At 61.9% G+C, this 24,469-nt stretch carries 25 protein-coding genes; 5 read left to right on the top strand and 20 right to left on the bottom strand.

The window, feature by feature from the left end; translation table 11 throughout:
• Positions 1-89 precede the first annotated feature (89 nt).
• Positions 90-509, top strand: a complete 420-nt coding sequence (locus WDU96_RS06830) for a rhodanese-like domain-containing protein (protein ID WP_337337759.1) — start codon at positions 90-92, stop codon at positions 507-509.
• A gap of 79 nt (positions 510-588) precedes the next feature.
• Here the strand turns inward: WDU96_RS06830 and WDU96_RS06825 are convergent, their stop codons facing one another.
• The 5 genes from WDU96_RS06825 to WDU96_RS06805 all read right to left on the bottom strand — a co-directional run bounded on the left by WDU96_RS06825 (position 589) and on the right by WDU96_RS06805 (position 5,708).
• On the bottom strand, positions 589-1,023 hold the full coding sequence (locus WDU96_RS06825; RefSeq protein WP_337337758.1) for a cytochrome c oxidase subunit 4: 435 nt from the start codon (positions 1,021-1,023) through the stop codon (positions 589-591).
• Positions 1,024-2,787 (bottom strand): aa3-type cytochrome oxidase subunit I, encoded by a 1,764-nt coding sequence (ctaD, locus tag WDU96_RS06820; RefSeq protein WP_337337757.1) that lies wholly within the window; start codon positions 2,785-2,787, stop codon positions 1,024-1,026.
• A 2-nt stretch (positions 2,788-2,789) separates the two neighbouring features.
• Complete coding sequence (gene ctaC, locus WDU96_RS06815) at positions 2,790-3,674, bottom strand: aa3-type cytochrome oxidase subunit II (protein WP_337337756.1); 885 nt, start codon at positions 3,672-3,674, stop codon at positions 2,790-2,792.
• A gap of 158 nt (positions 3,675-3,832) precedes the next feature.
• Entirely contained in the window at positions 3,833-4,198 is a 366-nt protein-coding gene (locus tag WDU96_RS06810) for a HesB/IscA family protein (protein ID WP_337337755.1), read from the bottom strand.
• 118 nt (positions 4,199-4,316) lie between these two features.
• Complete coding sequence (locus WDU96_RS06805; protein ID WP_337337754.1) at positions 4,317-5,708, bottom strand: dipeptidase; 1,392 nt, start codon at positions 5,706-5,708, stop codon at positions 4,317-4,319.
• 49 nt (positions 5,709-5,757) lie between these two features.
• On the opposite strand from WDU96_RS06805, the gene WDU96_RS06800 reads away from it, so the two are divergent.
• On the top strand, positions 5,758-6,342 hold the full coding sequence (locus WDU96_RS06800; RefSeq protein WP_337337753.1) for a DUF3043 domain-containing protein: 585 nt from the start codon (positions 5,758-5,760) through the stop codon (positions 6,340-6,342).
• A 47-nt stretch (positions 6,343-6,389) separates the two neighbouring features.
• Here the strand turns inward: WDU96_RS06800 and WDU96_RS06795 are convergent, their stop codons facing one another.
• From WDU96_RS06795 to dnaE, 5 genes are all read right to left on the bottom strand, one after another.
• Positions 6,390-7,409, bottom strand: a complete 1,020-nt coding sequence (locus WDU96_RS06795) for a quinone-dependent dihydroorotate dehydrogenase (protein WP_337337752.1) — start codon at positions 7,407-7,409, stop codon at positions 6,390-6,392.
• Positions 7,410-7,474: 65 nt separating this feature from the next.
• Positions 7,475-7,963 carry a transcriptional regulator NrdR gene (gene nrdR / locus WDU96_RS06790; RefSeq protein WP_337337751.1) on the bottom strand — a complete coding sequence of 163 codons (489 nt, stop codon included), beginning with the start codon at positions 7,961-7,963 and terminating at the stop codon, positions 7,475-7,477.
• A gap of 12 nt (positions 7,964-7,975) precedes the next feature.
• Complete coding sequence (gene hisD / locus WDU96_RS06785) at positions 7,976-9,277, bottom strand: histidinol dehydrogenase (protein ID WP_337337750.1); 1,302 nt, start codon at positions 9,275-9,277, stop codon at positions 7,976-7,978.
• Entirely contained in the window at positions 9,277-10,305 is a 1,029-nt protein-coding gene (locus tag WDU96_RS06780) for a hypothetical protein (RefSeq protein WP_337337749.1), read from the bottom strand. The genes hisD and WDU96_RS06780 overlap by 1 nt, the downstream gene beginning before the upstream one ends.
• Before the next feature lie 88 nt (positions 10,306-10,393).
• Positions 10,394-13,864, bottom strand: coding sequence for a DNA polymerase III subunit alpha (dnaE, locus tag WDU96_RS06775; protein WP_420063953.1), 3,471 nt, complete (start codon positions 13,862-13,864; stop codon positions 10,394-10,396).
• A 110-nt stretch (positions 13,865-13,974) separates the two neighbouring features.
• On the opposite strand from dnaE, the gene WDU96_RS06770 reads away from it, so the two are divergent.
• Positions 13,975-14,448 (top strand): NUDIX hydrolase, encoded by a 474-nt coding sequence (locus tag WDU96_RS06770; protein WP_337337747.1) that lies wholly within the window; start codon positions 13,975-13,977, stop codon positions 14,446-14,448.
• A gap of 2 nt (positions 14,449-14,450) precedes the next feature.
• Here WDU96_RS06770 and WDU96_RS06765 read toward each other — a convergent pair whose 3' ends face one another.
• The 9 genes from WDU96_RS06765 to murC form a co-directional block, all read right to left on the bottom strand.
• The gene (locus WDU96_RS06765; protein ID WP_337338399.1) at positions 14,451-15,374 is read right to left on the bottom strand and encodes an RluA family pseudouridine synthase; all 924 of its coding nucleotides are present in this window, start codon (positions 15,372-15,374) and stop codon (positions 14,451-14,453) included.
• Position 15,375: 1 nt separating this feature from the next.
• On the bottom strand, positions 15,376-15,972 hold the full coding sequence (gene lspA, locus WDU96_RS06760) for a signal peptidase II (RefSeq protein ID WP_337337746.1): 597 nt from the start codon (positions 15,970-15,972) through the stop codon (positions 15,376-15,378).
• A 9-nt stretch (positions 15,973-15,981) separates the two neighbouring features.
• The gene (locus WDU96_RS06755; RefSeq protein WP_337337745.1) at positions 15,982-16,602 is read right to left on the bottom strand and encodes a DivIVA domain-containing protein; all 621 of its coding nucleotides are present in this window, start codon (positions 16,600-16,602) and stop codon (positions 15,982-15,984) included.
• A 132-nt stretch (positions 16,603-16,734) separates the two neighbouring features.
• The gene (locus tag WDU96_RS06750) at positions 16,735-17,037 is read right to left on the bottom strand and encodes a YggT family protein (RefSeq protein ID WP_337337744.1); all 303 of its coding nucleotides are present in this window, start codon (positions 17,035-17,037) and stop codon (positions 16,735-16,737) included.
• Positions 17,038-17,040: 3 nt separating this feature from the next.
• Positions 17,041-17,502 (bottom strand): cell division protein SepF, encoded by a 462-nt coding sequence (locus tag WDU96_RS06745; protein WP_337338398.1) that lies wholly within the window; start codon positions 17,500-17,502, stop codon positions 17,041-17,043.
• Between the two features lie 32 nt (positions 17,503-17,534).
• Entirely contained in the window at positions 17,535-18,224 is a 690-nt protein-coding gene (locus WDU96_RS06740; RefSeq protein ID WP_337337743.1) for a YggS family pyridoxal phosphate-dependent enzyme, read from the bottom strand.
• A 1-nt stretch (position 18,225) separates the two neighbouring features.
• Complete coding sequence (gene ftsZ / locus WDU96_RS06735; protein ID WP_337337742.1) at positions 18,226-19,374, bottom strand: cell division protein FtsZ; 1,149 nt, start codon at positions 19,372-19,374, stop codon at positions 18,226-18,228.
• A 159-nt stretch (positions 19,375-19,533) separates the two neighbouring features.
• A complete protein-coding gene (locus tag WDU96_RS06730; protein ID WP_337337741.1) occupies positions 19,534-20,502 on the bottom strand; it encodes an FtsQ-type POTRA domain-containing protein in 969 nt (322 codons plus the stop codon).
• A 6-nt stretch (positions 20,503-20,508) separates the two neighbouring features.
• On the bottom strand, positions 20,509-21,927 hold the full coding sequence (gene murC, locus WDU96_RS06725; protein ID WP_337337740.1) for a UDP-N-acetylmuramate--L-alanine ligase: 1,419 nt from the start codon (positions 21,925-21,927) through the stop codon (positions 20,509-20,511).
• A 128-nt stretch (positions 21,928-22,055) separates the two neighbouring features.
• Between murC and WDU96_RS06720 the strand changes: the two genes are divergently transcribed.
• Entirely contained in the window at positions 22,056-22,979 is a 924-nt protein-coding gene (locus tag WDU96_RS06720; RefSeq protein WP_337337739.1) for a hypothetical protein, read from the top strand.
• Positions 22,976-23,347: a GntR family transcriptional regulator gene (locus WDU96_RS06715; RefSeq protein WP_337337738.1), complete on the top strand. Its 372-nt coding sequence runs from the start codon at positions 22,976-22,978 to the stop codon at positions 23,345-23,347. The genes WDU96_RS06720 and WDU96_RS06715 overlap by 4 nt, the downstream gene beginning before the upstream one ends.
• 32 nt (positions 23,348-23,379) lie before the next feature.
• Here the strand turns inward: WDU96_RS06715 and WDU96_RS06710 are convergent, their stop codons facing one another.
• A complete protein-coding gene (locus tag WDU96_RS06710) occupies positions 23,380-24,465 on the bottom strand; it encodes a UDP-N-acetylglucosamine--N-acetylmuramyl-(pentapeptide) pyrophosphoryl-undecaprenol N-acetylglucosamine transferase (protein ID WP_337337737.1) in 1,086 nt (361 codons plus the stop codon).
• Positions 24,466-24,469 lie beyond the last annotated feature (4 nt).

Raw genomic sequence — 24,469 nt, 5'->3', positions numbered from 1 at the left:
TCGTTTGGCTTGGCAACGCGGCAGTAATCCTGCGTATGCTGACGCTTTGGAGTCTGGCTCGGTTCCGCTGCGCGACCTAGCGTGGAACCATGACAGACGCTATGGCCTTCTTCACCGAAAAACTCAGCCACGAGACAGACCCGTCAGACGTCTATGCGGCGCAAGAGTCGGGTGACAATTCCTTCGTGCTCGTCGACGTTCGCAGCGCCGAAGCGTGGGCCCAGGGACGGATTCCCGGGGCCGTACACATCCCCTACCGTCAAATTGCTGAGCGTGCGCCACACGAGATCGACATCGCTACTCCCGTCGTCGTGTACTGCTGGAGCCCGGGGTGTAACGCCGGCGCCAAGGGAGCTCTCGGATTCGCCGAGCTGGGCTACTCCGTGCGCGAGATGATCGGTGGCTACGAGTACTGGGGTCGCGAGGGTCAGCCGTTGGTGAACGACGAGGGCTCGCTGCCTCGTACCTTCGATGCGCGAGTCATGGCCGTTCGCTCCGAACAGTTGTGAAGTCGCGACCAAAGCTCAGATAGCCAGCAAAAAAGGTGTGCCTCCCGGGTTGGGAGGCACACCTTTTCTCAGAAGCTGATCAGCGCGCGAAGTACCCGCGGTAGTACTCGTAGACCCAGCCGACGATCGCCACGACGAACACAGCGATACCGATGGGCATCATCCAGGCTCCAACCGCGAGACCCATCATGGCCAGGGCAGCTGAGGCAGCCAGCACAATCGGCCACCAGGACCACGGGCTGAACTCGCCCAACTCAGGGTCACCGTCGTCGATATCGGCCATCAGGTTGTCTTCTGGCAGCTCGCCGCCCTGTGCGGCGTGAACGCGACCGATATAAAACGCGATGAGTGCCGCCATCAGGCCGGTGAAGAGCAGCGCAATCGTGCCGACCCACTCAATGGCGTTGTACCAGGGACGATCCGCATGAGCGACGATATTCCAGACCGTGTACATCGCTGCCACGAGAAAGAAGAAGACCGTGAGCAGCCACCAGAGACCCGTATTGGTGCGCATCTACTTGACCTCTCCTGTCTCGACATCAACAACCGGGGTATCGGGAGCATCTTTCGCCGGTCCGACTCCCACAGGCACAGCAGCCTCCGGGTGGTTCAGATCGAATGCGGGGCGCTCACTGCGAATACGCGGAATCGAGGTGAAGTTGTGGCGCGGCGGCGGGCACGACGTGGCCCACTCAAGCGAGCCTCCGTAACCCCACGGATCGTTGACCGTGACCTTCGGCGCCTTGCGTGCGGTAATCCAGACATTGAACAGGAATGGAATCATCGATGCGCCGAGAAGGATCGCGCCGATGGTCGACACCTGGTTCTGCCAGGTCCAGCCATCCGCAGCGGAGTAGTCAGCGTACCGGCGAACCATGCCATCGACGCCCAACCAGTGCTGGATGAGGAAGGTCATGTGGAAACCGATGAACAGCATCCAGAAGTGGATCATGCCGATGCGCTCGTTGAGCATCTTGCCGGTCCACTTGGGCCACCAGAAGTAGAAGCCAGCGAACATCGCGAATACGACGGTGCCGAACACCACATAGTGGAAGTGCGCGACAACGAAGTACGAGTCGGAGGTGTGGAACGTCAGCGGCGGCGACGCCAAGATGACACCGGTCAGGCCACCGAAAACGAACGAAACCAAGAAGCCCAGGGCGAAAACCATCGGCGTTTCAAACGTGATCGACCCTCGCCACAGCGTGCCGATCCAGTTGAAGATCTTCACACCCGTTGGCACCGCGATGAGCATTGTCATCAGGGCGAAGAAGGGCAGCAGTACAGCGCCGGTCACGTACATGTGGTGCGCCCACACTGCTACGGACAGTGCAGCGATGGCAATGGTCGCGTACACGAGCGTCTTGTATCCGAAAATCGGCTTGCGGCTGAAGGCCGGGAAGATCTCCGAGACGATGCCGAAGAACGGCAGCGCGATGATGTACACCTCGGGATGGCCGAAGAACCAGAACAGGTGTTGCCAGAGAATCACACCACCGTTTGCCGGGTCATAGATATGAGAGCCCAAAATGCGGTCGGATGCGGCGGCGAGGATCGCTGCTGCCAGCACGGGAAACGCCATCAGGATCAGGATGCTGGTGACGAGAGTGTTCCAGGTGAAGATCGGCATGCGCCACATCGTCATACCCGGCGCGCGCATCGTCACGATTGTGGTGATGAAGTTCACGGCACCAAGAATCGTTCCGAAACCGCTCATACCGAGGCCGAGCATCCACAGGTTTCCGCCGACACCTGGCGAGAACGACGCATTCGCCAACGGCTGATAGGCAAACCAGCCGAAGCCTGCTGCTCCCTGCGGTGTGAGGAAGCCAGAGACGGCGATCGTCGAGCCGAAGAGGAACAGCCAGAATGCGAACGCGTTCAAACGCGGGAAGGCAACGTCAGGCGCACCGATCTGCAGCGGCAGAATCGCGTTGGCGAAACCAGCAAACAGCGGGGTGGCGAACATGAGAAGCATGATCGTGCCGTGCATTGTGAATAGCTGGTTGTACTGCTCTTTGGTCGGAATGATCTGCATCCCGGGCTCGAACAGCTCAGCACGAATCAGCAGCGCCATCACACCGCCGAGCATGAAGAAAATCACCGAAGCGATGAGATACATGTAGCCGATGGTCTTGTGGTCAGTGGAGGTGATCCACTTGACGATGATGTTGCCTTTTTCCTCAACGCGTGAGGAACTCATCAGCGAAGCCTGCCGGGGCGGGAGCGTCGTGGGGCGCCCAGCCGAGGCGTCTTCAAGAGGAAGTGTCGTCGCCATGATTACTGTTCTCCGTCTTCACTGGCGCCGGTGCCCGGCAGGTTCTGCAAACGATCGTATTCGTCAGTGATGTCGCCGGTTTGACCCGCTGCTTCAAGCGAGGCCAGGTAGCTCTCGTACTCGGCTTCACTGACGACGTTGACGTTGAAGAGCATCATCGAGTGATACTCACCGCACAATTCAGCACACTTGCCGGCGTACTCGCCTTCGCGGGTCGGCGTGAAGGACCAGTAGTTGTCCTTGCCGATGTACATGTCCTTCTTGTACAAGAAGTCAATGATCCAGAAGGAGTGGATCACGTCGCGCGACTGCAGAGTGATCTTCACTTCCTGGTCTACCGGAAGCACGAGCGTGGGCAGCTCATTGAGGACATTGCCCTGCTCGTCTGTTTGAGCCTGCACGCCCATGGTCCACACCGTGTCGGCATCATTGTCGGCGGTGTATTGGAAGTCCCATGCCCACTGCTTGGCAATGGCGGTGATTTCGACGTCGGGATCTTCGTACTGAGTCTCGAGAATCGTCTGATCGCGCGCGGTGAAGGCGAAGAAGCCGATCACAAGAATCAGTGGAATCACCGTGTAGAAAATCTCGATCGGCATGTTGTAGCGAAGCTGAACGGGAAGACCCGACTGCCCGCGACGACGGCGGTATACAATCGCCGCCCATCCCATGAGGCCCCACGTGACGATGCCCACAACGAGCAGCACGATCCAAGAGTTCACCCACAAACCCGAAACCATCTCGGTTCGGTTCGTTGTGGCGACACCGTCCTCGGTGAACCCGGGGAGGTAACCGTTGAGCTCAGTGGGGGTGCACCCGGCAAGTACTGCGGCCGTAGCAATCCCCACAGGGAGTACGGCCCAGCGGAGGCGGCGTTTCGAGGGCACAATGCACCTTTCCAGTTCGCGGACAGGACTGTAGATCAGTCTATGGCAAGCATCCAGGCGATTCAGGCCATCCACCCAGTTTGATCAAAGATATGTCCCCACAAAAAACAGGCCCGACGTGCTCTCGCAGCACTTCGGGCCTGTCAAAAATTGCTCGATCAGTGGAAGCTGTCTCCACACGCGCAACTGCCGGCGGCGTTGGGGTTGTCGATAGTGAACCCCTGCTCCGCGATCGTGTCTTTGAAGTCGATCGTCGCACCGTCAAGATACGGCACGCTCATGTCGTCGATGATGACTTCGACCCCGTCGAAATCAACCGTTTTATCGCCATCGAGATAGCGCTCGTCGAAATACAGCTGGTAGATCAGACCGCTGCAGCCGCCGGGCTGGACGGCAACTCGCAATCGCAGATCATCTCGGCCTTCCTGCCCGAGCAGGCTCTTCACCTTCAGCGCAGCCTCGTTGGTCAATGAGACGCCGTGCTCGCGGGTGGTTGCATCGGTCGTCAGCGCGGTGTCTGTCATGGCACTCCTCCGGACGGGCCGCTCGCGCGGCTGGATGTGTCGATTGTACGCCCGCTGCTTGGCAGCCAGCCTGGAACAGCTCTATTCGATCACAACCGCAGCCACACGAGTCCGTTCTTCACGCTCGAGAGTCGAGCGCTTCGAGCAGGAGAGCTTCTGACGCGACAGCGTTGCGGAACGTATCGAGATGCAACGATTCGTTGGGACTGTGCGCTTTCGCGTGGGGGTCTTCGACGCCCGTCACAAGAATCTGTGCGCCGGGAAACTCCCTGACGAGATCGGCGATGAACGGAATCGACCCGCCCACGCCGATATCAACCGGCTCAACGCCATAGCCCTCGTGAAGTGCGTCGCGCGCAGCCGCAACGGCCCAGCCGCTCGTGTCGACAAGGAACGCGTCGCCATAGTCCTGATCGACGAACTCCAGCTGCGCGCCAAAAGGCGCATTGGCACGCAGATGCGCCTCTACGGCGGCATACGCCTCGCGTGCGGGCTGGCCGGGGGCCACCCGCGCGCTGATCACGACGGTCACCTCCGGGGTCAACGTGTTCGAGGCGTTCGCGACGCTCGGTGCATCGATCCCCGTGATCGTGATCGATGGTTTGTTCCAGATTCGGCTGAGAATGCTGCCGCGTCCAATCGGCGAGACCCCTTCGGGAAGCCCTGCCTCATCACGCAACGTCTCTTCGCTGTAGGTGGGCGTCTCAGCATCCCGCTCTGAAAGCCCTGGAACGGCCACAGCCCCGTCGTCGTCCCAGAGCGTTGAGAGCATTTTTACTGTCGCGAGCATCGCGTCAGGCACTGCGCCCCCGAACATCCCGGAATGTGAGGCGTGCTCGAGCGTGCGCACCTTCAGGGTGAACCGGGTGTTGCCTCGCAGCGAGACCGTGAGAGCGGGTGTGGTCGCATCCCAGTTGCCAGAGTCTGCAACAACGATGACATCAGCACGCAACGCCTCAGCGTTGTCAGAGAGAAACTGGGCGAAAGAACGAGAGCCGGCCTCTTCTTCTCCCTCGAAGAACAGCACGACACCCAGATCGAAATCGTTTCCCAGGGCTTGCTTCAGCGCACGTAGCGCTGCGACGTGCGCCATGATCCCGGCCTTGTCATCGGCTGCGCCGCGACCGTACAAGCGTCCTTGTCGCAACGTCGGCTCGAAAGGAGGCGACTCCCAGAGCGACTCGTCACCGACGGGCTGAACGTCGTGGTGCGCATAGAGCAAGATGGTCGGGCGACCATTGCGGGCAGCACGCGTGGCCAGCACCGCCGGCTGGCCGGCTTCGCCGGTGTCAGCGATGACGGCGTTGCGAATCTCCACAGAATCGAACAGATCGAGCCCGCGAACCAACTCAGCGACTGCCTCGGCGCTCTGTGCCACAGCGCCAGGGTCGAAGCCGGGAAATGCGATCGAGGGAATGCGCACGAGAGCGCCGAGATCGGCGAGGGCGACGGGGATTCCAGACGCTGCGGCAGCGCGCACAGCATCTTTTCGAGAAAGCTCAGTGGTCATGCGGGTAATCTTAAGCCCACACCTGTTCACAATCATCGAGGATTCACCCGTGGCTAAGACACCCGCCGCCCCCGCACCGAACGACGTTCCGGCCGATTCTTCGGCCGAGTCGTCAGCGACCGGCAAGGGTCGCCCGACCCCGAGCCGTGCCGAGCAAGAGGCGGCCCGCAAGCGCCCCCTCGTGCCCGACAGCAAGGAGGCGAAAGCTCGCGCCAAGGCTGAGCTCGCCGCTCAGCGTGAGAAAGCACGAGTCGGCATGGCCGCCGGCGACCCCCGCTACCTCCCCGCGCGTGACCAGGGCCCGCAGCGCAAGTTTGTTCGTGACTTCGTAGACCGCGGGTTCCACCTGGGCGAGGCCGTTATGCCCGCCATGGTTGTGGTGATCTTCGCCACCTTCATTCCGAGCACCGAGGTGCAGTTCTATTCGTTCGTCGCGCTCTGGATCTTCATCTTCTTCGTGGTCGGCGACATGGTCATCACGTCGATCCGCGTCAAGCGCGCCGCAAAAGAGAAGTTCGGCGAAGGCAAGGTCGAAAAGGGTCTGGGATGGTATTCCGCAATGCGAAGCATCCAGATGCGATTCCTGCGGCTGCCCAAGCCGCAGGTCAAGATCGGCGGACGCCCGGTCTCATAGACCAGGTCCTCCGAAAGGGCGCGCGCTGATTTCTCAGTGCGCGCCTTTTACTTTGCCAGCGCCTGATTGATCTGACGCGCCCACAGCGGTCCGCGGTACAGGAATGCGGTGTAGCCCTGCACCAGGTTCGCGCCCGCTTCGAGACGTTCTTCGACATCGGCGCCAGTTTCAACTCCCCCGGCCGATATCACGCAGAACTCCGCGGGAACAGCGGCACGCACAAGGCGCAGCACTTCAAGCGACCGTGCTTTCAGCGGTGCTCCCGACAGGCCGCCGGCACCTGCTGCCCGCACCACTGCGTCGTCGGAGATAAGCCCGTCACGAGCGATCGTCGTGTTTGTCGCGATCAATCCGGCCAGGCCGAGGTCAACAGCCAACTGCGCAACGGCGGTGACCTCGTCGTCTTCGAGGTCAGGCGCGATCTTCACCAAGAGCGGAACCGAACCGGCCGCTTCACGCACCGCACTCAGCAGCGGCCGCAGCGTTTGAACTGCCTGCAATCCGCGCAGGCCCGGAGTGTTCGGAGACGAGACATTGACTACCAGATAGTCAGCCAGCGGCGCCAACAGCAAAGCGCTCTGCACATAGTCGGCTGTCGCGTTCTCGACGTCGACCACTCGACTCTTGCCAATGTTGACGCCGAGCACCGCGCGCTTCGACCGCTTGCGAAGTTTCTTCAAGCGCACGGCAGCTCGCTCAGCGCCGGTGTTGTTGAAACCCATGCGGTTGATCACCGCGCGATCGGGAATCAAACGGAACAGTCGTGGTCGCGGGTTTCCGCCTTGGGGTATCGCGGTAAGAGTACCCACCTCGACGTGCCCGAAGCCGAGCGAGTAGAGACCCGCTGCTCCCTTCACATCTTTGTCGAACCCCGCCGCGACACCGAATGGCGAATCGAACGTGAGGCCGAGCGCAGTTGTGGCAAGTTCCGGTGCAGGTGCGGTCAGACGACGGACCGCCCATGACAGCGGTGCAACACCAAGCGCACGAATGACGAGCATTGCGGCGTGATGTGCCGTTTCGGGGTCCATACGCGCGAACACGGTGCGAAAGATGAAGGGATACATCGTCTCCAGGCTAGCCGTTCGCAGGCGGAGCTCAGCACGCGCTGAGCCGTTCGTGCGCGAGGAATCTACTCGAGAATGGATGCTGCGGCACGTTCCCCGCGGGCACGGGGGTGGTCCAACCGAAGCTGAGCGATCGCCGCTTCGAAATCCTCAAGCGAATCAAAGGCCTGATACACGCTCGCGAACCGAAGGTAGGCAACTTCGTCGAGCTCGCGCAGCGGTTGCAGAATTGCCAAACCGATCTCGTTCGCATCCAGCTGCGACGTGCCGGTCTGACGAATCGATTCTTCGACCGTCTGCGCCAACACCGCGAGATCGCCTTCGGTGACAGGACGCCCTTGGCACGCCTTTCTAACACCCGACATGACCTTCTCGCGGCTGAAAGGCTCAATGACTCCGGAGCGCTTGATGACGTTGAGACTCGCCGTTTCAACCGTGGTGAACCGGCCCCCGCACTGCGGACACTGTCTGCGGCGACGAATGCTCAGACCGTCGTCGCTGGTGCGCGAGTCGATAACGCGAGAATCGGAATGGCGGCAGAACGGGCAATGCATAAGAGGGCCAGACTACGCCTCGAACCGCGCCGTCACCGCTTCGCCGTGCGCAGGAAGAGCTTCTGCCTCAGCCAGTGTCACGATCGCGGCGCGCACAGCCTGCAACGCGTCGCGGTCATACTCAATGACCTGCTGAGGACGCAAGAAAGTCGACGCAGATAGCCCTGCCGAATAGCGAGCCTGACCACCTGTCGGCAACACGTGGTTGCTGCCGGCGAGATAATCTCCCAGGCTGACTGGTGAATTCGGACCGACGAACACTGCGCCGGCATGAACGAAATCTTCTGCACGAGCGTCTTCAAGGTGCAGCTCAAGGTGCTCGGGCGCGTAGGCGTTGCTGAAAGCTGTCGCCGTTTCGATGTCGTCTACCAGCACGATCGCGGACTGCACTCCTTCGCACGCGGCCGTGATGCGATCGGCGTGTCGAGTGCCCGGGGTTCGCGCTGTGATCTCAGCCTGCACTGCCTCAGCGAGACGAACGGAGGTCGTAACCAGTACCGCAGAAGCCTGTTCGTCGTGCTCGGCCTGACTGATCAGATCAACGGCTACCAGCCGCGCGTCGGCGGCATCGTCAGCGACAATCAGAATCTCGGTCGCCCCGGCTTCAGAATCCGTGCCGACAAGCCCTGCGACAGCGCGCTTTGCCGCTGCCACGAAGTTGTTGCCGGGGCCCGTCACCACATCAACCGGCTCAAGAGCGAGTTCGGGCACCCCGTGCGCAAACGCGCCGATGGCTCCCGCTCCCCCGATGGCGTAAACCTCTTCGACACCGAGCAAACGTGCAGCGCCGAGAATCACCGGGTGCACCCGTCCGCCAAACTCCGATTGGGGCGGCGAAGCGAGAGCGATCTGCGTGACACCAGCTACCTGTGCCGGTACCACATTCATCACCACGCTGGAGGGGTACACAGCTTTACCACCGGGCACATAGAGTCCGACTCTGCGCACCGGCTGCCACCGCTGAGTGACGCGAGCACCTGAGCCGAGTTCGGTCACCACCGGAGGGGGAACCTGCGCGGCGGATGCTGCCCGCACGCGCGCAATTGCTTCCTCTAGCGCGCTGCGCACAGCGTGGTTGAGTCCCGCCAGCGCCTCATCAAGATGAGACGCGGGCACGCGCAGCTCGTGACCTGACACTCGATCGAACCGTTCTGCTTGCTCGCGCAGCGAAACCTCGCCGCGCGCCTCGACGTCAGCGACGATCTCGGCGGCGACAGTGAGGGCATCGTTTCGCGCCGCGCTTGCGCGGGGCACGGTGGCCAGCAGCTCGACGGGCGTCATAGTGCGCCCGCGCAGATCGATGATGCGAAGCATTAGCCGCGGGTCACTCCCGATACGTCGTTGAGAATGCCAGTACGCCCATCTTCGTGACGTACGACGAAGCTCTCGCCACGATCTTCAATCACGAGCGCCCACGCAGTGGGACCGACGCGGAAGAGGGGCATGCCCAGTTCATCGACCACATCTCGCTCTTCGGGTGCGAGTGCCCAGAAGGCCTGTTGGCGCACGGGTTCAGCAACGGGGGCACCGTCGGCATCGGCATCGGCCAACTCGGCCGCGGCACCGTCAGCTTCTGCGCTCTCGCCCGCATCAACCACTGCAATCTGCTCGGCCGAGTACGCGCCAGTGACGCTGTCGTCGGTCGCGATCTCGGCGTCGGCATCGACTGGCTCGTGCGCGTCGGCGCTGTCTTCAAGAGCACCGGAATCGTCAGCGACAGGGGCTGCCAGCGGGGCCGGGCGTGGCGAAATGGCTCTGATCGGACGCGCGTTGCGGTGCGCGGGAACCTCATCGCGACCGACGAAGTCCTCGTCGATCGGCGAGATGAACGGCGCGAACACCGTGAGGAAGACCCCGGCCATCATCAAGAAGAATGACACCCAGATCACCCAGCTTCGCACCCACTGTCCGGTGCTGCCAGCAAACGCGACCGTCTCCCAGATTGACTGAGCCCACAGCACGCTCGACACGCTGAATGCGACCGAGGCGAACTGGTCGATGCCCAGCGATCCGACTCTGCGAATGCCGAGTGGCGACAGGCGCCGCAATACGATCAGGAACACCGCAGCGGTCGGAAGACCGATAGTGAGAATCCACTGCAGACCCGACGTCCACACCGAATCGAAGCGCAAGGTGCTGAGTGAGAAGAACGACACGATGAAGGCCACCGCCCACACGCCCATCAGCGCAACCTCGCGGATGGAGAACGGCCCTACGCCGTACTGCGGGGCATGCTCCGGCGTGGTGGCATCCTCGTCGCCGTCGGCCGTGCTTTCTGCCGCAGCGTCGGTGGAAACCAGCGCCTCCACATCGGAGTTTTCTGCGAGCTTGTCGTCCGTCACAATCTTCCCTTCTTGCCGCGCGAGCGCAGCGTAAGTCTTGTTCGATCCTAACCGCGCGTGGCCGGATCGAGATGAGGTGTTGATGAGATCACCCGAGGCACTGCGGCCCGAGCAACCCCTTCAATTCGCCGAAGAGGTCGGCCGTCACCGAAACCGGCATCGGCACTTCGAATACCTTCGCAACGCCGCCTTTATGCAGTCGCAGCGTGACCTCGGTGGTGCCCTGATGGCGGTTGAGCACTTGCGCAAGCTCTTCGACCAGCTGTTGAGTGGCCCGATGCTCGGGAACCAAGAGGGTGAGGGGGCCTGAAGCATCCAATGCACCCAGATCTGGCGTGAATGCCGCCTGGGCGTGGAGGTTCAAGCCATCGTCGCGTCGCGACACCCGCCCGCGCACCGCGAGGATCGAGTCGGCTATCAGCATCGATGAGAACTCGGCATACGTCTTGCCCATGAACATCACCGTCACTTCGCCGTTGAAGTCCTCGATGGTGATCATGCCGTACGGGTTGCCACTCGCCTTTGCAACCCGATGCTGCACGCTGGTGACAAGTCCCGCGACGGTCACCTGATCACCGTCGCTAAGGTCTTCCGAAGCAAGAAGATCATGGATGCTGATCGAGGCATGCTTCGCGAGCGGCACCTCGAGCCCGGCGAGCGGATGGTCAGAGACATACAGGCCCAGCATCTCGCGCTCGAATGCGAGCTTGTCTTTCTTCGTCCACTCGGGGCGCTCTGGTACCTTCGCCGGCGCAATCTCTTCGGTCTCGTCGTACAGGCTGTCGAAATCGAAGCCGATGGCTCCCGTAGCCGCTTTTCGCTTGCTCTCGACCGCGGCTTCGGTGGCATCCTCGTGGATTTCCATGAGCGCTCTGCGCGTGGAGCCGAGCGAGTCGAACGCCCCCGCCTTGATCAGCGATTCAATCGTCCGCTTGTTGGAGACATGCATCGGAACCTTGGTGAGGAAGTCGTGGAAACTCACAAAGCTCTCGTCGGCGCGCGATGACACGATGCCATCCACAACGTTCGAGCCGACGTTGCGCACCGCACCCAGCCCGAAGCGGATGTCTTCGCCGACAGCGGCAAAGAATCGGATTGATTGGCCGACATCTGGCGGCAGCACTTTGATGCCCATGCGACGGCACTCGTTGAGGTATACCGCCATCTTGTCTTTAGAGTCACCGACGCTCGTCAGCAGTGCTGCCATGTACTCGGCCGGGTAGTGGGCTTTGAGATACGCCGTCCAATACGAGACCAGTCCGTAGGCCGCCGAGTGGGCTTTGTTGAACGCATAGTCGGAGAAGGGCAGCAAGATGTCCCAGAGCATCTTGATGGCAGCATCCGAATAGCCATTGGCGTGCATGCCTGCCTCGAAGCCTTCAAACTGCTTGTCGAGCTCCGACTTCTTTTTCTTGCCCATTGCGCGACGCAGAATATCGGCTTGTCCGAGGCTGAAGCCGGCGACCTTCTGCGCGATCGCCATCACCTGTTCTTGATAGATGATCAGGCCATAGCTGGTGTCGAGAATCTCGGCGAGCGACTCGGTGAACTCGGGGTGGATCGGAGTGATCTCTTGCTGGCCGTTCTTTCGCAGCGCGTAGTTGATGTGCGAGTTCGCCCCCATAGGCCCGGGACGATAGAGCGCGATCACGGCGGAGATGTCTTCGAAGTTGTCGGGCTTGAGCAGACGCAGCAACGACCGCATCGGACCGCCATCAAGCTGGAAGACGCCGAGCGTGTCTCCACGCGAGAGCAGTTCGTAGGCGCCCTTGTCGTCGAGAGTGAGGTCTTCGAGCACGAGGGGATGGCCGCGGTTGGCTTCGATGTTGTCGAGGGCGTCGTTGATGATGGTGAGGTTTCGAAGCCCCAAGAAGTCCATCTTGATCAGTCCGAGCGACTCGCACGACGGATAGTCGAACTGCGTGACGATCTGCCCGTCTTGCTCTCGGCGCATAATCGGAATGATGTCGATGAGTGGCTCGCTCGACATGATCACCCCCGCCGCGTGCACGCCCCACTGCCGCTTCAGGTTCTCGAGCCCTACTGCGGTGTCGAAGACCGTTTTGGCCTCAGGGTCGGTCTCAATGAGGGTTCGAAACTCAGCCGCCTCTTTGAATCTCGCGTGGCTCTTGTCGAACATCCCCTCGAGCGGCATGTCCTTTCCCATCACTGCGGGAGGCATCGCCTTGGTGAGCTTGTCTCCCATGCTGAAGGGAAAGCCCAGCACTCGACCAGCATCTTTCAGAGCTTGCTTGGCCTTGATGGTTCCGTAGGTGACGATCTGAGCGACGCGCTCGTCACCGTACTTTTCTGTCACGTACTGAATGACCTCGCCGCGGCGCCGGTCGTCGAAGTCGACGTCGAAGTCAGGCATCGAGACGCGGTCAGGGTTGAGGAATCGCTCGAAGATCAAGCCGTGCTGCAGCGGGTCTAGGTCGGTGATTTTCATCGCGTAGGCGACCATGGAACCCGCACCCGAGCCTCGTCCGGGCCCGACACGAATACCGTTGGCCTTGGCCCAGTTGATGAAGTCGGCAACGACCAGAAAGTAGCCCGGAAAACCCATCTGGATGATGACGCCGGTCTCATACTCTGCTTGCGCGCGCACCGCGTCAGGGATTCCGCTCGGGTAGCGGTAGTGCAGCCCAGCCTCGATCTCCTTAACGAACCAAGACTCCTCGGTTTCGCCTTCTGGCACCGGGAATCGTGGCATGTAGTTCGCGCTGGTGTTGAATTCGACGTCACAGCGTTCGGCGATAAGGAGCGTGTTGTCGCAGGCTTCGGGCTTGTCGCGGAAGACCTGCCGCATCTCGGCCGCAGACTTGACGTAGTAGCCGTCGCCGTCGAACTTGAAGCGTTTGGGGTCATCGACCGTCGACCCTGACTGCACACACAGCAACGCGGCATGGGCAGAGGCGTCGTGCTGATGGGTGTAGTGCAGGTCATTGGTGCCGACCAGCGGAATATCGAGGTCTTTGGAGATCTTCAGCAGATCGCTCATGATTCGACGTTCGATGTCGAGTCCGTGGTCCATGATCTCGGCGAAGTAGTTCTCTTTGCCGAAGATGTCTTGGAACTCTGCCGCTGCGGCCCGCGCCGCATCGTATTGGCCGAGTCGCAGCCTGGTCTGCACCTCACCGGAGGGACAGCCAGTGGTGGCGATGAGTCCCTTGGAGTACTTCTGCAGAATTTCCCGATCCATGCGGGGTTTGAAGTAGTAGCCCTCGAGCGACGAAAGTGACGACAACCGGAACAGGTTGTGCATGCCTTCGGTCGATTCAGAGAGCAGTGTCATGTGGGTGTATGCGCCCGCACCCGAGACGTCGTCACGGCTTTGCTCGGGCGAGCCCCATTTGACTCGTGACTTGTCTGAGCGATGGGTTCCGGGCGTGACGTAGGCCTCGATGCCGATGATCGGCTTGATGCCCGCGTCTTTGGCGGTCCGATAGAACTCGAACGCGGCGAAGGTGTTGCCGTGATCGGTGACCGCGATCGCTGGCATGTCAAGGCGCACAGCTTCATCGATCATCGGCTTGATGCGCGCTGCCCCGTCAAGCATCGAGTATTCACTGTGTACGTGCAGATGTACGAAGGAGTCGGATGCCACTCAACGAGACTACCTTCGGGTCACGACGTGGTCGTCGTTGCGCGCCCCATAGGCTCGTTCTCATGGCAACTCCAGATTTCGTCCTGTCGCTTCGTAAGAAGCTCGGTCATTCCCCACTCCCGCTTGTAGGGGTAACCGCCGTCGTGTTCAAAGACGAGAAGCTGCTGATTGGCAAGCGCGCAGACAACGGTCAATGGCAGTGCGTCTCGGGAATCGTAGACCCGGGCGAGGAGCCCGCCGATGCTGCGGTGCGAGAGTGCCGCGAAGAAGCAGGCGTGGTGGTGCGCGCGACTCGCCTTGCTCTCGTGCAGCAGCTTCCGCGAATCACCTATGACAACGGTGATCAGGTCGACTATCTCGATCTCGTGTTCCGCTGCGACTGGGTCTCGGGTGACCCACACCCGGCAGACGGCGAACTCACCGAAGTCGGCTGGTTCGCGCTCGGTCAGCTCGGCGACATGGAGCAGGCACACGTACGCAAGATTGCGCTCGCTCTCGCCGAAGACGATCCTGCCTCGTTCTCAGGCGGTCGTTGAGATCAGGCGGGATCGCGCAGCAGCTCGAGTGCGTGGCCCAAATCCTCGGGATACTCTGAACGAAACGTCATCCACTCCCCCGTCGCCGGGTGTGAGAACGACAGCTCTCGCGCGTGCAGCCACTGACGGGTGAGTCCGAGGCGCGCGGCGATAGTGGGGTCGGCGCCGTAGAGCGGATCGCCCACACAGGGGTGGCGGTGCGCAGCCATGTGCACTCGAATCTGATGAGTGCGACCGGTTTCGAGATGAATCTCGAGAAGAGATGCGCCGGGGAACGCTTCCATCGTCTCGTAGTGAGTCACCGAGTCTTTGCCGGTCGGCGTCACCGCAAACTTCCACGAGTGGGAGTGGTGGCGCCCGATGGGAGCATCGATGGTGCCGGCAAGAGGATCAGGGTGCCCTTGAACGACCGCGTGGTAGATCTTCTCGACGGTGCGTTCCTTGAACGCCTGTTTGAGTACGGAGTACGCGCGTTCTGTCTTCGCGACCACCATAAGGCCGCTGGTGCCGACATCCAAGCGATGAACGATGCCTTGGCGCTCGGCCGCCCCCGTCGTCGCGATGCGATACCCGCTGCCCGCAAGCGCGCCGAGCACGGTAGGACCCTCCCAACCGACAGACGGATGAGCCGCGACGCCGGTCGGCTTATCGACGACAACGAACTCGTCGTCGTCATAGACGATGCCAAGGTCTGGCACGTTGACCGGCACAACGCGCGGCTCCTCTTTCGGCGTCCACGACACGTCGAGCCATGATCCGCCGTGAAGCCGATCCGACTTTGCCAACACCCGGGTGTCCATCGTGACCCCGCCCGCTTCGGCGACTTCGGCGGCAAATGTGCGCGAGAAGCCCAGCATCTTTGCGAGCGCTGCGTCTACACGAACTCCGTCGAGGCCATCGGGAACGGGAAGCGAGCGTGATTCCACGTCAGTCGACCGATGAAATGGATGCTGCTGCATCCGGATTGTCGTCTGCTTCACGTTCATCAGCCGACTCGTTCTTGGCGACCGCACCTTCGCGGGTTCCATCGAATCGCAACCCCACGAGAACCATGATGGCGACGCCAATCATCATCGTCACGATGAACATGTCGGCGACGTTGTAGATCGCTGGCATCATCCAGGGGGTGTTGATGAAATCGATCACGTGCCCAACACCGAAGCCCGGTTCACGCACCAGTCGATCAGTCAGGTTGCCGAGCACACCGCCGAGCAGCAAGCCAAGACCGACCGCCCACAGCCTCGACTTCACTCGTGTGGCGGCGAGCCACACGATAGTGATGGCAACGCCGGCAAGTGCGATGGTGAAGACCCAGGTGACTTCTTCGCCGAGCGAGAAGGCAGCACCAGGATTCTTGGTGAGATAGAAGATCAGGAAGTCGCCGATGATGTGAACCGACTCCTGATAGGGCAGGTTCTCAAGCGCGAGATACTTCGTAAACTGGTCGGCGGCCAGCACGATCGCCGCGAGAATCGCGATGATCGAGCCGGCCGCCGCCTGTCGAAGGGGAGGACGGACTGTCAAAGGTCCGGCTTAAAGGCCGACAGCCGAGACCGGGGTCGCACCCGACGAAGTGGCTGTGGTCTCCAGGTCGCGCAGCTTGCCCTCGATGTAGCCACGCAGCTGTGCGCGGTAGTCACGCTCAAAGCTGCGAAGCTCCGTGATGCGACCTTCGAGTTCCGTGCGGTCGCGCTCGAGCTTCTCGCGCGCCTCACGGCCACGCGTTTCAGCGTCATCGATAATCGACGCGGCCTGAGCCTTGGCGTCAGCGATCAGCTGGTCGCGCTGGGCCACACCCTCAGCGACGTGCTCGTCGTGAAGGCGCTGTGCGAGCTCGATGATGCCAGCGGTAGCCGCGGCACCTCCGCCTGCGGCAGCGGTCGCAGGCGCGGCTGCTGGGGCTGACTCGGTCTCGTCGGCGGCGGGCTCAGCCTCGACGGCAACAGGCGCGGACTCTGCGGCAGGAGCTGCGGCGGCGTCGCCGGACTCGAACTCCGCGACCTTAGCCTTCAGCTGCTCGTTCTCGGCGATAGTCTTGCGCCACTCAACGACGATCTCGTCGAGGAAGTCGTCGACCTCATCCGGGTCGAAACCTTCCTTGAAACGTACGTGCTGAAACTGCTTGGTGACGACGTCATCGGGGGTCAATGCCATGGTGATTCCTCTTTCGAGCGCTCCGGTCGCTGGCGTATGTCAGAAATACTCTCCCTGACGGGGCCGTATCTAGCAAGCATAGCCGCGGGTTCAGGTGACTGTCGAAGCAGTTCGTCGACGGTCTACTACTTATCAGGCACTTGCCAGCGCGCGCGTGACGCTCAGCAAGATGAAGCACAGCAGCATGGTGAGCGCGAAGCCGAAGTCAATGGCGACTGCTCCCACCCGCAACGGCGGTATGAGCCGCCGAAACAGCTTGATGGGCGGATCAGTGATCGAGTACACGATCTCAGCAGCAACTAGACCAGCGCCCTTAGGGCGCCACTCGCGGTTGAAGACCGGAATCCACTCAAGGATCAGCCGTGCGATCAACACGAAGACATAGAGCAGCAGCAGCGTGTTGAGAATTGATGCGATGAGTTGGAGAACTGCCACGATCTACTGCTGCGCGAAGGGCACGGCGTCAGGGTCAGCCTGCACGACTGATCCATCGCCCGATACTGCAACGTTCTCGGGCGAGAGCAGGAATACCTTGCTCGTCACTCGTTCGATACGCCCGTAAAGTCCCAGCGACAGTCCACTGGCGAAGTCGATCAGACGGCGCGCGTCTGCGTCGCTCATCTGCGACAGGTTGATGATCACCGGAATTCCCTCGCGGAAGTTCTCAGCGATCACCTGAGCGTCGCGGTACTGCTTGGGGTGCACCGTGAGAATCTCGCTCACCGCCGTCGGCGTGGGCTGGCGCACAACCGTCGGACGGTGCAGCGGCGTCACAGGTGCGGACTTTTCCACACTCTGCGGGCTGCTTTTGCGGCTCATCGGCTGAGGCTCTTCGTACGCCTCTGCTTCTTCGTCGGCGAGACCTAGGTAGACCATGGTCTTCTTGAGCGGGTTCGACATTGCATCCTCCGTAGTGCTCATCTGTTCTGAGGTTAACCGTGTTGGGGCCGAGGGCCCGTGATTGCCGAGCCAATGCGCAGGTGTGTCGCGCCCATTGCGATCGCTTCGGCGAAGTCTGCGCTCATGCCGGCTGAGATCCACTCGGCGTCTGGCACGACGCTGCGAACGATGTCGGCGCAGCCACGCAGTCGTTCGAATGCTCGCGCCGGCTGCTCTTCGAGCGGGGCGACTGCCATGACGCCTCGTACGCGAAGACTGTCTTTCGCTGCGACATGTTCAGCCAGGGCAAGGAGGTCTTCGGGCGCGACTCCGCCGCGGCCCGTGTCGGAGGTGAGGTTCACTTGCAAAAGCACATCGAGAGTCGAGGAACCAGGTTCCGCTGCACTGTCGAACGCGTTGGCCAACTTGGCGCGATCAACCGAGTGCACCATCGCGGCCGTAGATCGGATTGCTCGTGCCTTGTTGGTCTGGGCCTGGCCAACGAAGTGCCAGCGCAGATCCGAGAGGTGAGCCAGCGCAAGCGATTTCTCTGAGAACTCCTGCTGACGATTTTCGCCCACATCCCGAACGCCGAGCGCGTAGAGCGCTGCAACGAGCTCGGGCGGGTGGAACTTCGTCACGACAATGCGCGAGATTGACGCGGGGTCGCGGCCTGCCGAGCGAGCGGCATCCGCGATTCTCGCGTCAATCTCGGTGAGGCGAGCGCCTAAGTCGGCGTTCACGTCACTTCAGAAAGTCGGGAATGTCGAGATCGTCGTCGCCGAAGGCAGAGCCATAGTTCGACTCGACGTTGGCGCTCACCGATACCGGCTCGGGGTCGCGTGCGGCGACAGGCGCTTGCTCGTCTGCAACGTCGCTAGCAGCAGCCGTAGGAAGAGCTGGCGCGACGCGAGCGGTGGTGACGGGATCCACTCGCGACTGCGGCTCTCCGCCATCGAAGCCAGCGGCGATGACCGTGACGCGCACCTCATCTCCGAGGGTGTCGTCGATCACCGTTCCGAAGATGATGTTCGCCTCGGGGTGCGCGGCTTCTTTGACGAGCTGCGCCGCATCGTTGATCTCGAATATGCCGAGGTTCGACCCACCTTGCACCGAGAGGAGCACGCCGTGCGCGCCCTCGATGCTCGCTTCGAGCAGAGGGGATTCCACCGCCAGTTCGGCTGCCTTGATTGCACGATCCGCGCCTCGCGCCGAGCCAATGCCCATCAGGGCAGAGCCCGCGCCCTGCATCACAGATTTCACGTCTGCGAAGTCGAGGTTGATCAGACCAGGAGTCGTGATGAGGTCGGTGATGCCCTGCACACCGGCCAAGAGCACCTGGTCGGCAGTGGCAAAAGCTTCGATCATCGAAATGCCACGGTCGCTGATCTCAAGCAGACGGTCGTTCGGAACGACGATGAGAGTGTCGACCTCTTCTTTCAGCTTCGACACGCCAGTTTCAGCCTGGCTCTGCCGGCGACGACCTTCGAACGAGAACGGCTTGGTGACGACACCAATGGTCAATGCGCCGATGGACTTGGCAATCTTCGCGACGACGGGGGCTCCACCGGTGCCGGTTCCGCCACCCTCGCCCGCAGTAACGAAGACCATGTCAGCGCCACGAAGCGCTTCTTCGATCTCTTCAGTGTGGTCTTCTGCGGCACGACGCCCAACCTCGGGGTCGGCTCCGGCGCCGAGGCCCCGGGTGAGCTCGCGACCAACGTCGAGCTTGACGTCGGCGTCGCTCATCAGCAGCGCTTGCGCATCGGTGTTGATCGCAATGAACTCCACGCCACGCAGGCCGAGCTCGATCATTCGGTTGACGGCGTTAACGCCGCCTCCACCAACGCCGACCACCTTGATGACGGCGAGGTAGTTCTGGTTCTGGCTCATGCCGGCCTCCGGACCTGGGTAACCTTCAACCTCTAGTAGAGGTCTAAAGAATTGCTCGGTATGCAATTCCTGAATTGAAGGTATGCCGCGGGTCGACGTGGCGGCGGAAGGCCGTGGGCGTGTCGTCACATCTCCGCCCCAGATTGGAGCGATCAGACATCAGAGCACGACAATTGCCGCGGGCGATGAGACGTCATAGCTGAGCACATCTTCGGGAGGACGCGTCTGCATGATCTTTTCGAGTTCGAAGGCTTTGAGTGCGGAGTCCTCCGCGCTCCCCCACACGACATCCGTATTGGTGCCGCCGAAGGTGAGAGTAACGTCGTTGGGCGACGACGCAGACACGCTGGTGACGCGTTCGAGGATGCTGTCGGGAAGCGATCGAATCACCTGACCGACGGCGTGAAACGCGTCAGAACGAGATCCACCTGTCACCTCGATGATCGGCTCGCCACTCTCGCGATTCTCGGTGGTCGCGAGCGCAACCCCGGCTGCGTCGACCAACGTGTACCCGGCGGCTGACTCGATCAGTCCCACCGGGGTTCGTTCAACAAGCTGCACGACGAGTTCGTGCGGAGGACGAGCCTCGAGCGTGTACGACTCGATCAGCGGAAACGCCACGAGCGCGGCCTTGACGGCGCTCTCGTCAACAAGTGGCAGCGGCGTGTTCAGCTGAGACGAGAGCGCCTCCGAGACTTCCTCTGCGTCGAGGCGCTCTGCGCCGACGACGACGATGTCTTCAACCGCAAGAAGTGGGCTGTACGCCGCACCGAGCGTCACGACCACCAGCGCTGCCAGCGAAGCGAGCGAGCCGATCCACACCATGCGCCGTCGCCGCTGTCGACCCGTGAAACGGCGCACCTCGGAGCGCAACGCTTTGCGCCTTGCACGGGAGGCGCGCCAGACGTCGCGCATGCCCACGTCACCCTCGTAGGCAGCATTGCCGTCGTCGCCCGCGGGCAGCGGCGCAACCCGGCCGTCCGCCCCCGCCTGCGGCGCGAGCGCGATGACCGGCGCAGTGGGGTTCCCGTAGCGATCTGCCGTTGTCTCGTCGCCCTCAAACGACTCTGCCTCGCCTGACGGCGCGGGTCTCGCCGGAGGCGGCGGCAACGGCGGGGGTCGGCGCATGCGCCGCTACTCCCCCTGGCCCGTCACAGCGTCAGAGCTTTCAAGTGCTTCAAGCACCTGCGGAATGATGAGGTTGACGTTGCCACATCCCAAGGTGATGATGTAGTCCCCGTCGCGAGCGACGGAAGCCGTGTAGTCAGCGGCCTCCTGCCAATCAGCGACGAAGTGGACCTTCCTAGAGTCCGAGAACGCTTCGCTCACGAGGGCTCCGGTCACGCCGGCCACGGGGTCTTCCCTCGCACCGTAGACGTCGAGCACGACCGTGTGGTCGGCCAGCGACTCGAGTACGTCCGCGAACTCCTGGAACATGTCCTGCGTTCGCGAATAGGTATGGGGCTGGTGGAGCGCGATGATGCGCCCCTCGCCGACGACAGTTCGAGCGCCAGAGAGCGCTGCCGCGACCTCAGTGGGGTGATGCGCATAGTCGTCGTACACGCTGACCCCACGTCTGGTCTCGTGGAGCTCAAAGCGTCTGGCTGTGCCGCCAAAGGCCTGCACAGCATCGACGGCTGCTTCGAAGTCGTATCCCAGCGTGACGAGCACGGCAACCGCTCCGGTCGCATTGACAGCGTTGTGAACTCCCGGAATGCCCAACTGAGCGTGCGCGGTCTGGTCGCCATGAGTGATTGAGAACGAGACGGGGCCGTCTGTGCGGATGTCATGCACACGGAACGTGGCATCGCTGGCTTGGCCGAACGTGACCATGTGGGGATGTGAGATCTCCCGCGCTACCCGCACTGCGCCGGCGTCATCAGACGAGATGACCACGGCCTCGCTGGCGCTGTTGGCGAACTCGGCGAACGCGGTGTAGAACTTCTCACGGGTTCCCCAGTGATCGAGGTGATCGGGGTCGACATTGGTGATGAGCGCGACCGCGGTGTCGTACAGCACGAAGGTGCCGTCTGACTCGTCAGCTTCGATGACGACAAGATCGCCTGATCCGTTGCCGCTTGAAACGCCGAGATGCGCGATCACTCCACCATTCACGAAGGTGGGATCAGCATCCAACCCCTGAAGCGCGGTAACGACCATGCCGGTTGACGTGGTCTTGCCGTGGGCACCCGCCACCGAAACAAGTCGCCGAGCGCCAATGAACCAATGCAACGCCTGAGAACGGTGGATCACGTGCAATCCGCGCTGTTTGGCCAGCACGAATTCCGGATTCTCTGGCCAGATCGCGCCCGTGTGCACGACCGTGTCGACGTCGTCAGCGAGGTTCGACGCTTCGTGACCCACGTAGACAGTCGCGCCGAGCGCGGCGAGCTCCTGGAGGTACTTGCTGTCGGCGCGGTCAGAGCCCGACACCTTGATGCCACGCTCAAGGAACATGCGCGCAAGCCCCGACATGCCGGAACCACCGATTCCGATGAAGTGGGCGGCCTCGATGTTCTCGGGGATGGGCAGGGTGAGGTCGGGTCTGATCATGACCTCTCAATCCTAAGTTGGCGATTGGATGCTGCACCCCCGGCGCGCTGGCATGTGGCTGTGAGGCTGCCTCGTATGTGTTGACACATTGATACATTGCAAGACACAATCGGGCCTTGGAGTTCTACATGTCGATGGAGGTGTTCAGCGCGATCTTCTTGGTCGCTATCGCTGCTGTGCCGATAGGTGTCCTCATCTCACTGCGCAGGCCCAACTGGGGCATCACCCACGTGTACAAGGCTTCGACGCGGGCTCGGCTACCAATCACGTCGGATGAGATGTGGTGGAGCATTCGGCGCCGCTCGCGTAATGAAACTCGTGCGAGTATGTGGGGCTTGTTGATCGCGGTGGCAATCGTCGGCACGCTTTTTGCATTCACTCAGCTGAAGTCGAGCCCGTATTTCATCTGGATCCTGGTGCTCATGATCTTCGTTGTAACCGCGGTGACGTCGACCCTCGCCAGCACGCGTGAACGCCTCTTCTCGCCCGCTCCGCAGGCCGCGCGCATTGCGCGGGCGCGCGAGCTTGATGTCTCGGACTATCTGTCATCCGTGCGTCAATACACGCCACGGGTCTTACTCATCGCCGCCGGTGTGGCATTCACCGTGCTGTGCCTCAGCGCTTTCTGGAAAGAGATCAGCATCCCGGTGATCGTAGGATCCGCGACCAGCCTCGCGCTCGCATTGGTGGCGACGTGGATCTGCCGAGTCACAGAAAAGCGGATTCTCGCTTGCCCACAGCCCGCAACCAACACTCTTGAGCTCGGTTGGGATGATCTCTTCCGCACAGATTCGCTCAACAATCTCAGAATGGTCGCCGCGATGACAGCGTGGCTACCATTTGGCATTGCGCTGACCGCACTCACCAACGCTTGGATCTTTCGCGGTCAAACCGACCTTGAACAGTTTGCTGGGCTGTTTCCATGGTGGGGCATTCTGCTTTTGCAGGTTGTGTATGTGCTCGGCGCGGGTCGGCTCTCACCTGCGCTCTTTCCCGAATACTTGAACTCCCCGCAAGCTGATCTGTCTGTGACGAAGGAGATAGCGAAGTGATCGTCATCGATCCGCAATCGCACGTACCGCCGTTCGAGCAATTGCGCGCCGGCTTGCTCGCTGCCGTCGCGTCGAACGAACTAGCTGCCGGTCAACGCCTGCCAACGGTTCGACGTCTCGCAGAAGACCTCGGGATCGCGCCCGGAACGGTCGCGCGCGCATACCGGGAGCTCGAAGCATCCGAAATCATCGAAACGCGCGGACGCAACGGCACATTCGTCTCGGCCACCGGCGACCCTAGCCGCCAACAGGTGCAACGCGCGGCGGCCGCGTTCGCGGAACAGATCCGCGCGCTGAGTTTCGACGCAGACGAAGCGCTCACCCTCGTGACAGCCGCTCTGCGCGGTGGAGACACCGCGCTCACCTAGCCCTTGGCCGCCCCTCACACATCGCAGCGGTTCTACTGCGCGAGCGCCGCGTCAATCATCGCCACGACGTTCTCGGCACCAGTGCGCGTGCCGACGGTTGCCGCAGCATCCACCATGGCCTTCTGGCGTGCGTCGTCAGCCAACAATGGCAGGATTTCACTACGCACCCGAACGCCGGTGAAGTCACCGTCAGCGATGATCACGGCCGCTCCCGCGCGCACTGCCGACGCCGCGTTGAGTGCCTGTTCGCCGTTGCCCACCGCGTAGGGAACATAGACGGCGGGAATTCTGAGCGCACTGATCTCGCTCACCGTCGCTGCGCCGGCGCGCGAGACGATCACGTCAGCGAGAGCAAACGCGAGGTCCATGCGATCGACATAGCGACGCAGAGCATAACCGTCTGCGCCAGGATCGGGCAGTTCGCTTCGCTCCCCCGTGACGTGCACCAGCTGCCAGCCGGCATCGACGATATCGCGCCACGCGCCGTCGTGACCTTCGCCGAATGCAATGTTCAGCCGCAGTGCGCCGAGCGAGCCGCCGAACACCAGCAGGGTCGGCTGTTGCGCATCAAGGCCAAAATACGCGGCAGCCTCTGCGCGCAGCGCGTCTCGGTCAAGCTCGACGATCTCCCGTCGAAGCGGCATCCCGACGAACTCACCGCCCTTGATTCTTGTGCCTTCAAACGCGACGCCTACGCCTGCGGCCCATCTGGAACCGAGCACGTTGGCAAGCCCAGGCTTGGCGTTCGCTTCGTGAATGACCACGGGAACCTTCACACCTCGCGCTGCGACGTACGCGGGCGCTGAGGCATAGCCTCCGAAGCCGACGACGACGTCAATGTTGCGCTCGGAGATGTACTCGCGCACGGCAGCGAGAGCACGCCGGAAGCGTCCGGGAAAAGCAGCCGCTGACTTATCGGGCCGCCTGGGGAACGGCAGCTTTTCGATGAAAAGCAGCTCGTAGCCGCGTTCGGGTACGAGCCGTGCTTCGAGACCCTCGCGGGTGCCGAGCACCAGAATCTCTGCCTCGGGGTCGCGTTCGCGAAGCACATCGGCCACAGCAAGCAGAGGGTTGACGTGGCCAGCGGTGCCACCGCCAGCAAGAAGATAGGTCGTCACTCGC

The sequence above is a fragment of the Microbacterium marmarense genome (assembly GCF_037204165.1).
In the GTDB taxonomy this organism is placed as follows: Bacteria; Actinomycetota; Actinomycetes; order Actinomycetales; family Microbacteriaceae; genus Microbacterium; species Microbacterium marmarense.
This window is presented reverse-complemented; position numbering and strand designations above follow the sequence as displayed.

Excerpts from the sequence above, each read along its gene's own strand:
- hisD (WP_337337750.1), bottom strand. The coding sequence starts at position 9,277 with ATGCTTCGCATCATCGATCTGCGCGGGCGCACTATGACGCCCGTCGAG.
- WDU96_RS06720 (WP_337337739.1), top strand. The coding sequence starts at position 22,056 with ATGTCGATGGAGGTGTTCAGCGCGATCTTCTTGGTCGCTATCGCTGCT.
- murC (WP_337337740.1), bottom strand. The coding sequence starts at position 21,927 with ATGATCAGACCCGACCTCACCCTGCCCATCCCCGAGAACATCGAGGCC.
- WDU96_RS06795 (WP_337337752.1), bottom strand. The coding sequence starts at position 7,409 with ATGTATCCCTTCATCTTTCGCACCGTGTTCGCGCGTATGGACCCCGAA.
- nrdR (WP_337337751.1), bottom strand. The coding sequence starts at position 7,963 with ATGCATTGCCCGTTCTGCCGCCATTCCGATTCTCGCGTTATCGACTCG.
- WDU96_RS06825 (WP_337337758.1), bottom strand. The coding sequence starts at position 1,023 with ATGCGCACCAATACGGGTCTCTGGTGGCTGCTCACGGTCTTCTTCTTT.
- dnaE (WP_420063953.1), bottom strand. The coding sequence starts at position 13,864 with ATGCTTGACGGGGCAGCGCGCATCAAGCCGATGATCGATGAAGCTGTG.
- WDU96_RS06755 (WP_337337745.1), bottom strand. The coding sequence starts at position 16,602 with ATGGCATTGACCCCCGATGACGTCGTCACCAAGCAGTTTCAGCACGTA.
- WDU96_RS06730 (WP_337337741.1), bottom strand. The coding sequence starts at position 20,502 with ATGCGCCGACCCCCGCCGTTGCCGCCGCCTCCGGCGAGACCCGCGCCG.
- ctaD (WP_337337757.1), bottom strand. The coding sequence starts at position 2,787 with ATGGCGACGACACTTCCTCTTGAAGACGCCTCGGCTGGGCGCCCCACG.
- WDU96_RS06805 (WP_337337754.1), bottom strand. The coding sequence starts at position 5,708 with ATGACCACTGAGCTTTCTCGAAAAGATGCTGTGCGCGCTGCCGCAGCG.
- ftsZ (WP_337337742.1), bottom strand. The coding sequence starts at position 19,374 with ATGAGCCAGAACCAGAACTACCTCGCCGTCATCAAGGTGGTCGGCGTT.
- WDU96_RS06830 (WP_337337759.1), top strand. The coding sequence starts at position 90 with ATGACAGACGCTATGGCCTTCTTCACCGAAAAACTCAGCCACGAGACA.
- WDU96_RS06770 (WP_337337747.1), top strand. The coding sequence starts at position 13,975 with ATGGCAACTCCAGATTTCGTCCTGTCGCTTCGTAAGAAGCTCGGTCAT.
- WDU96_RS06745 (WP_337338398.1), bottom strand. The coding sequence starts at position 17,502 with ATGTCGAACCCGCTCAAGAAGACCATGGTCTACCTAGGTCTCGCCGAC.
- WDU96_RS06810 (WP_337337755.1), bottom strand. The coding sequence starts at position 4,198 with ATGACAGACACCGCGCTGACGACCGATGCAACCACCCGCGAGCACGGC.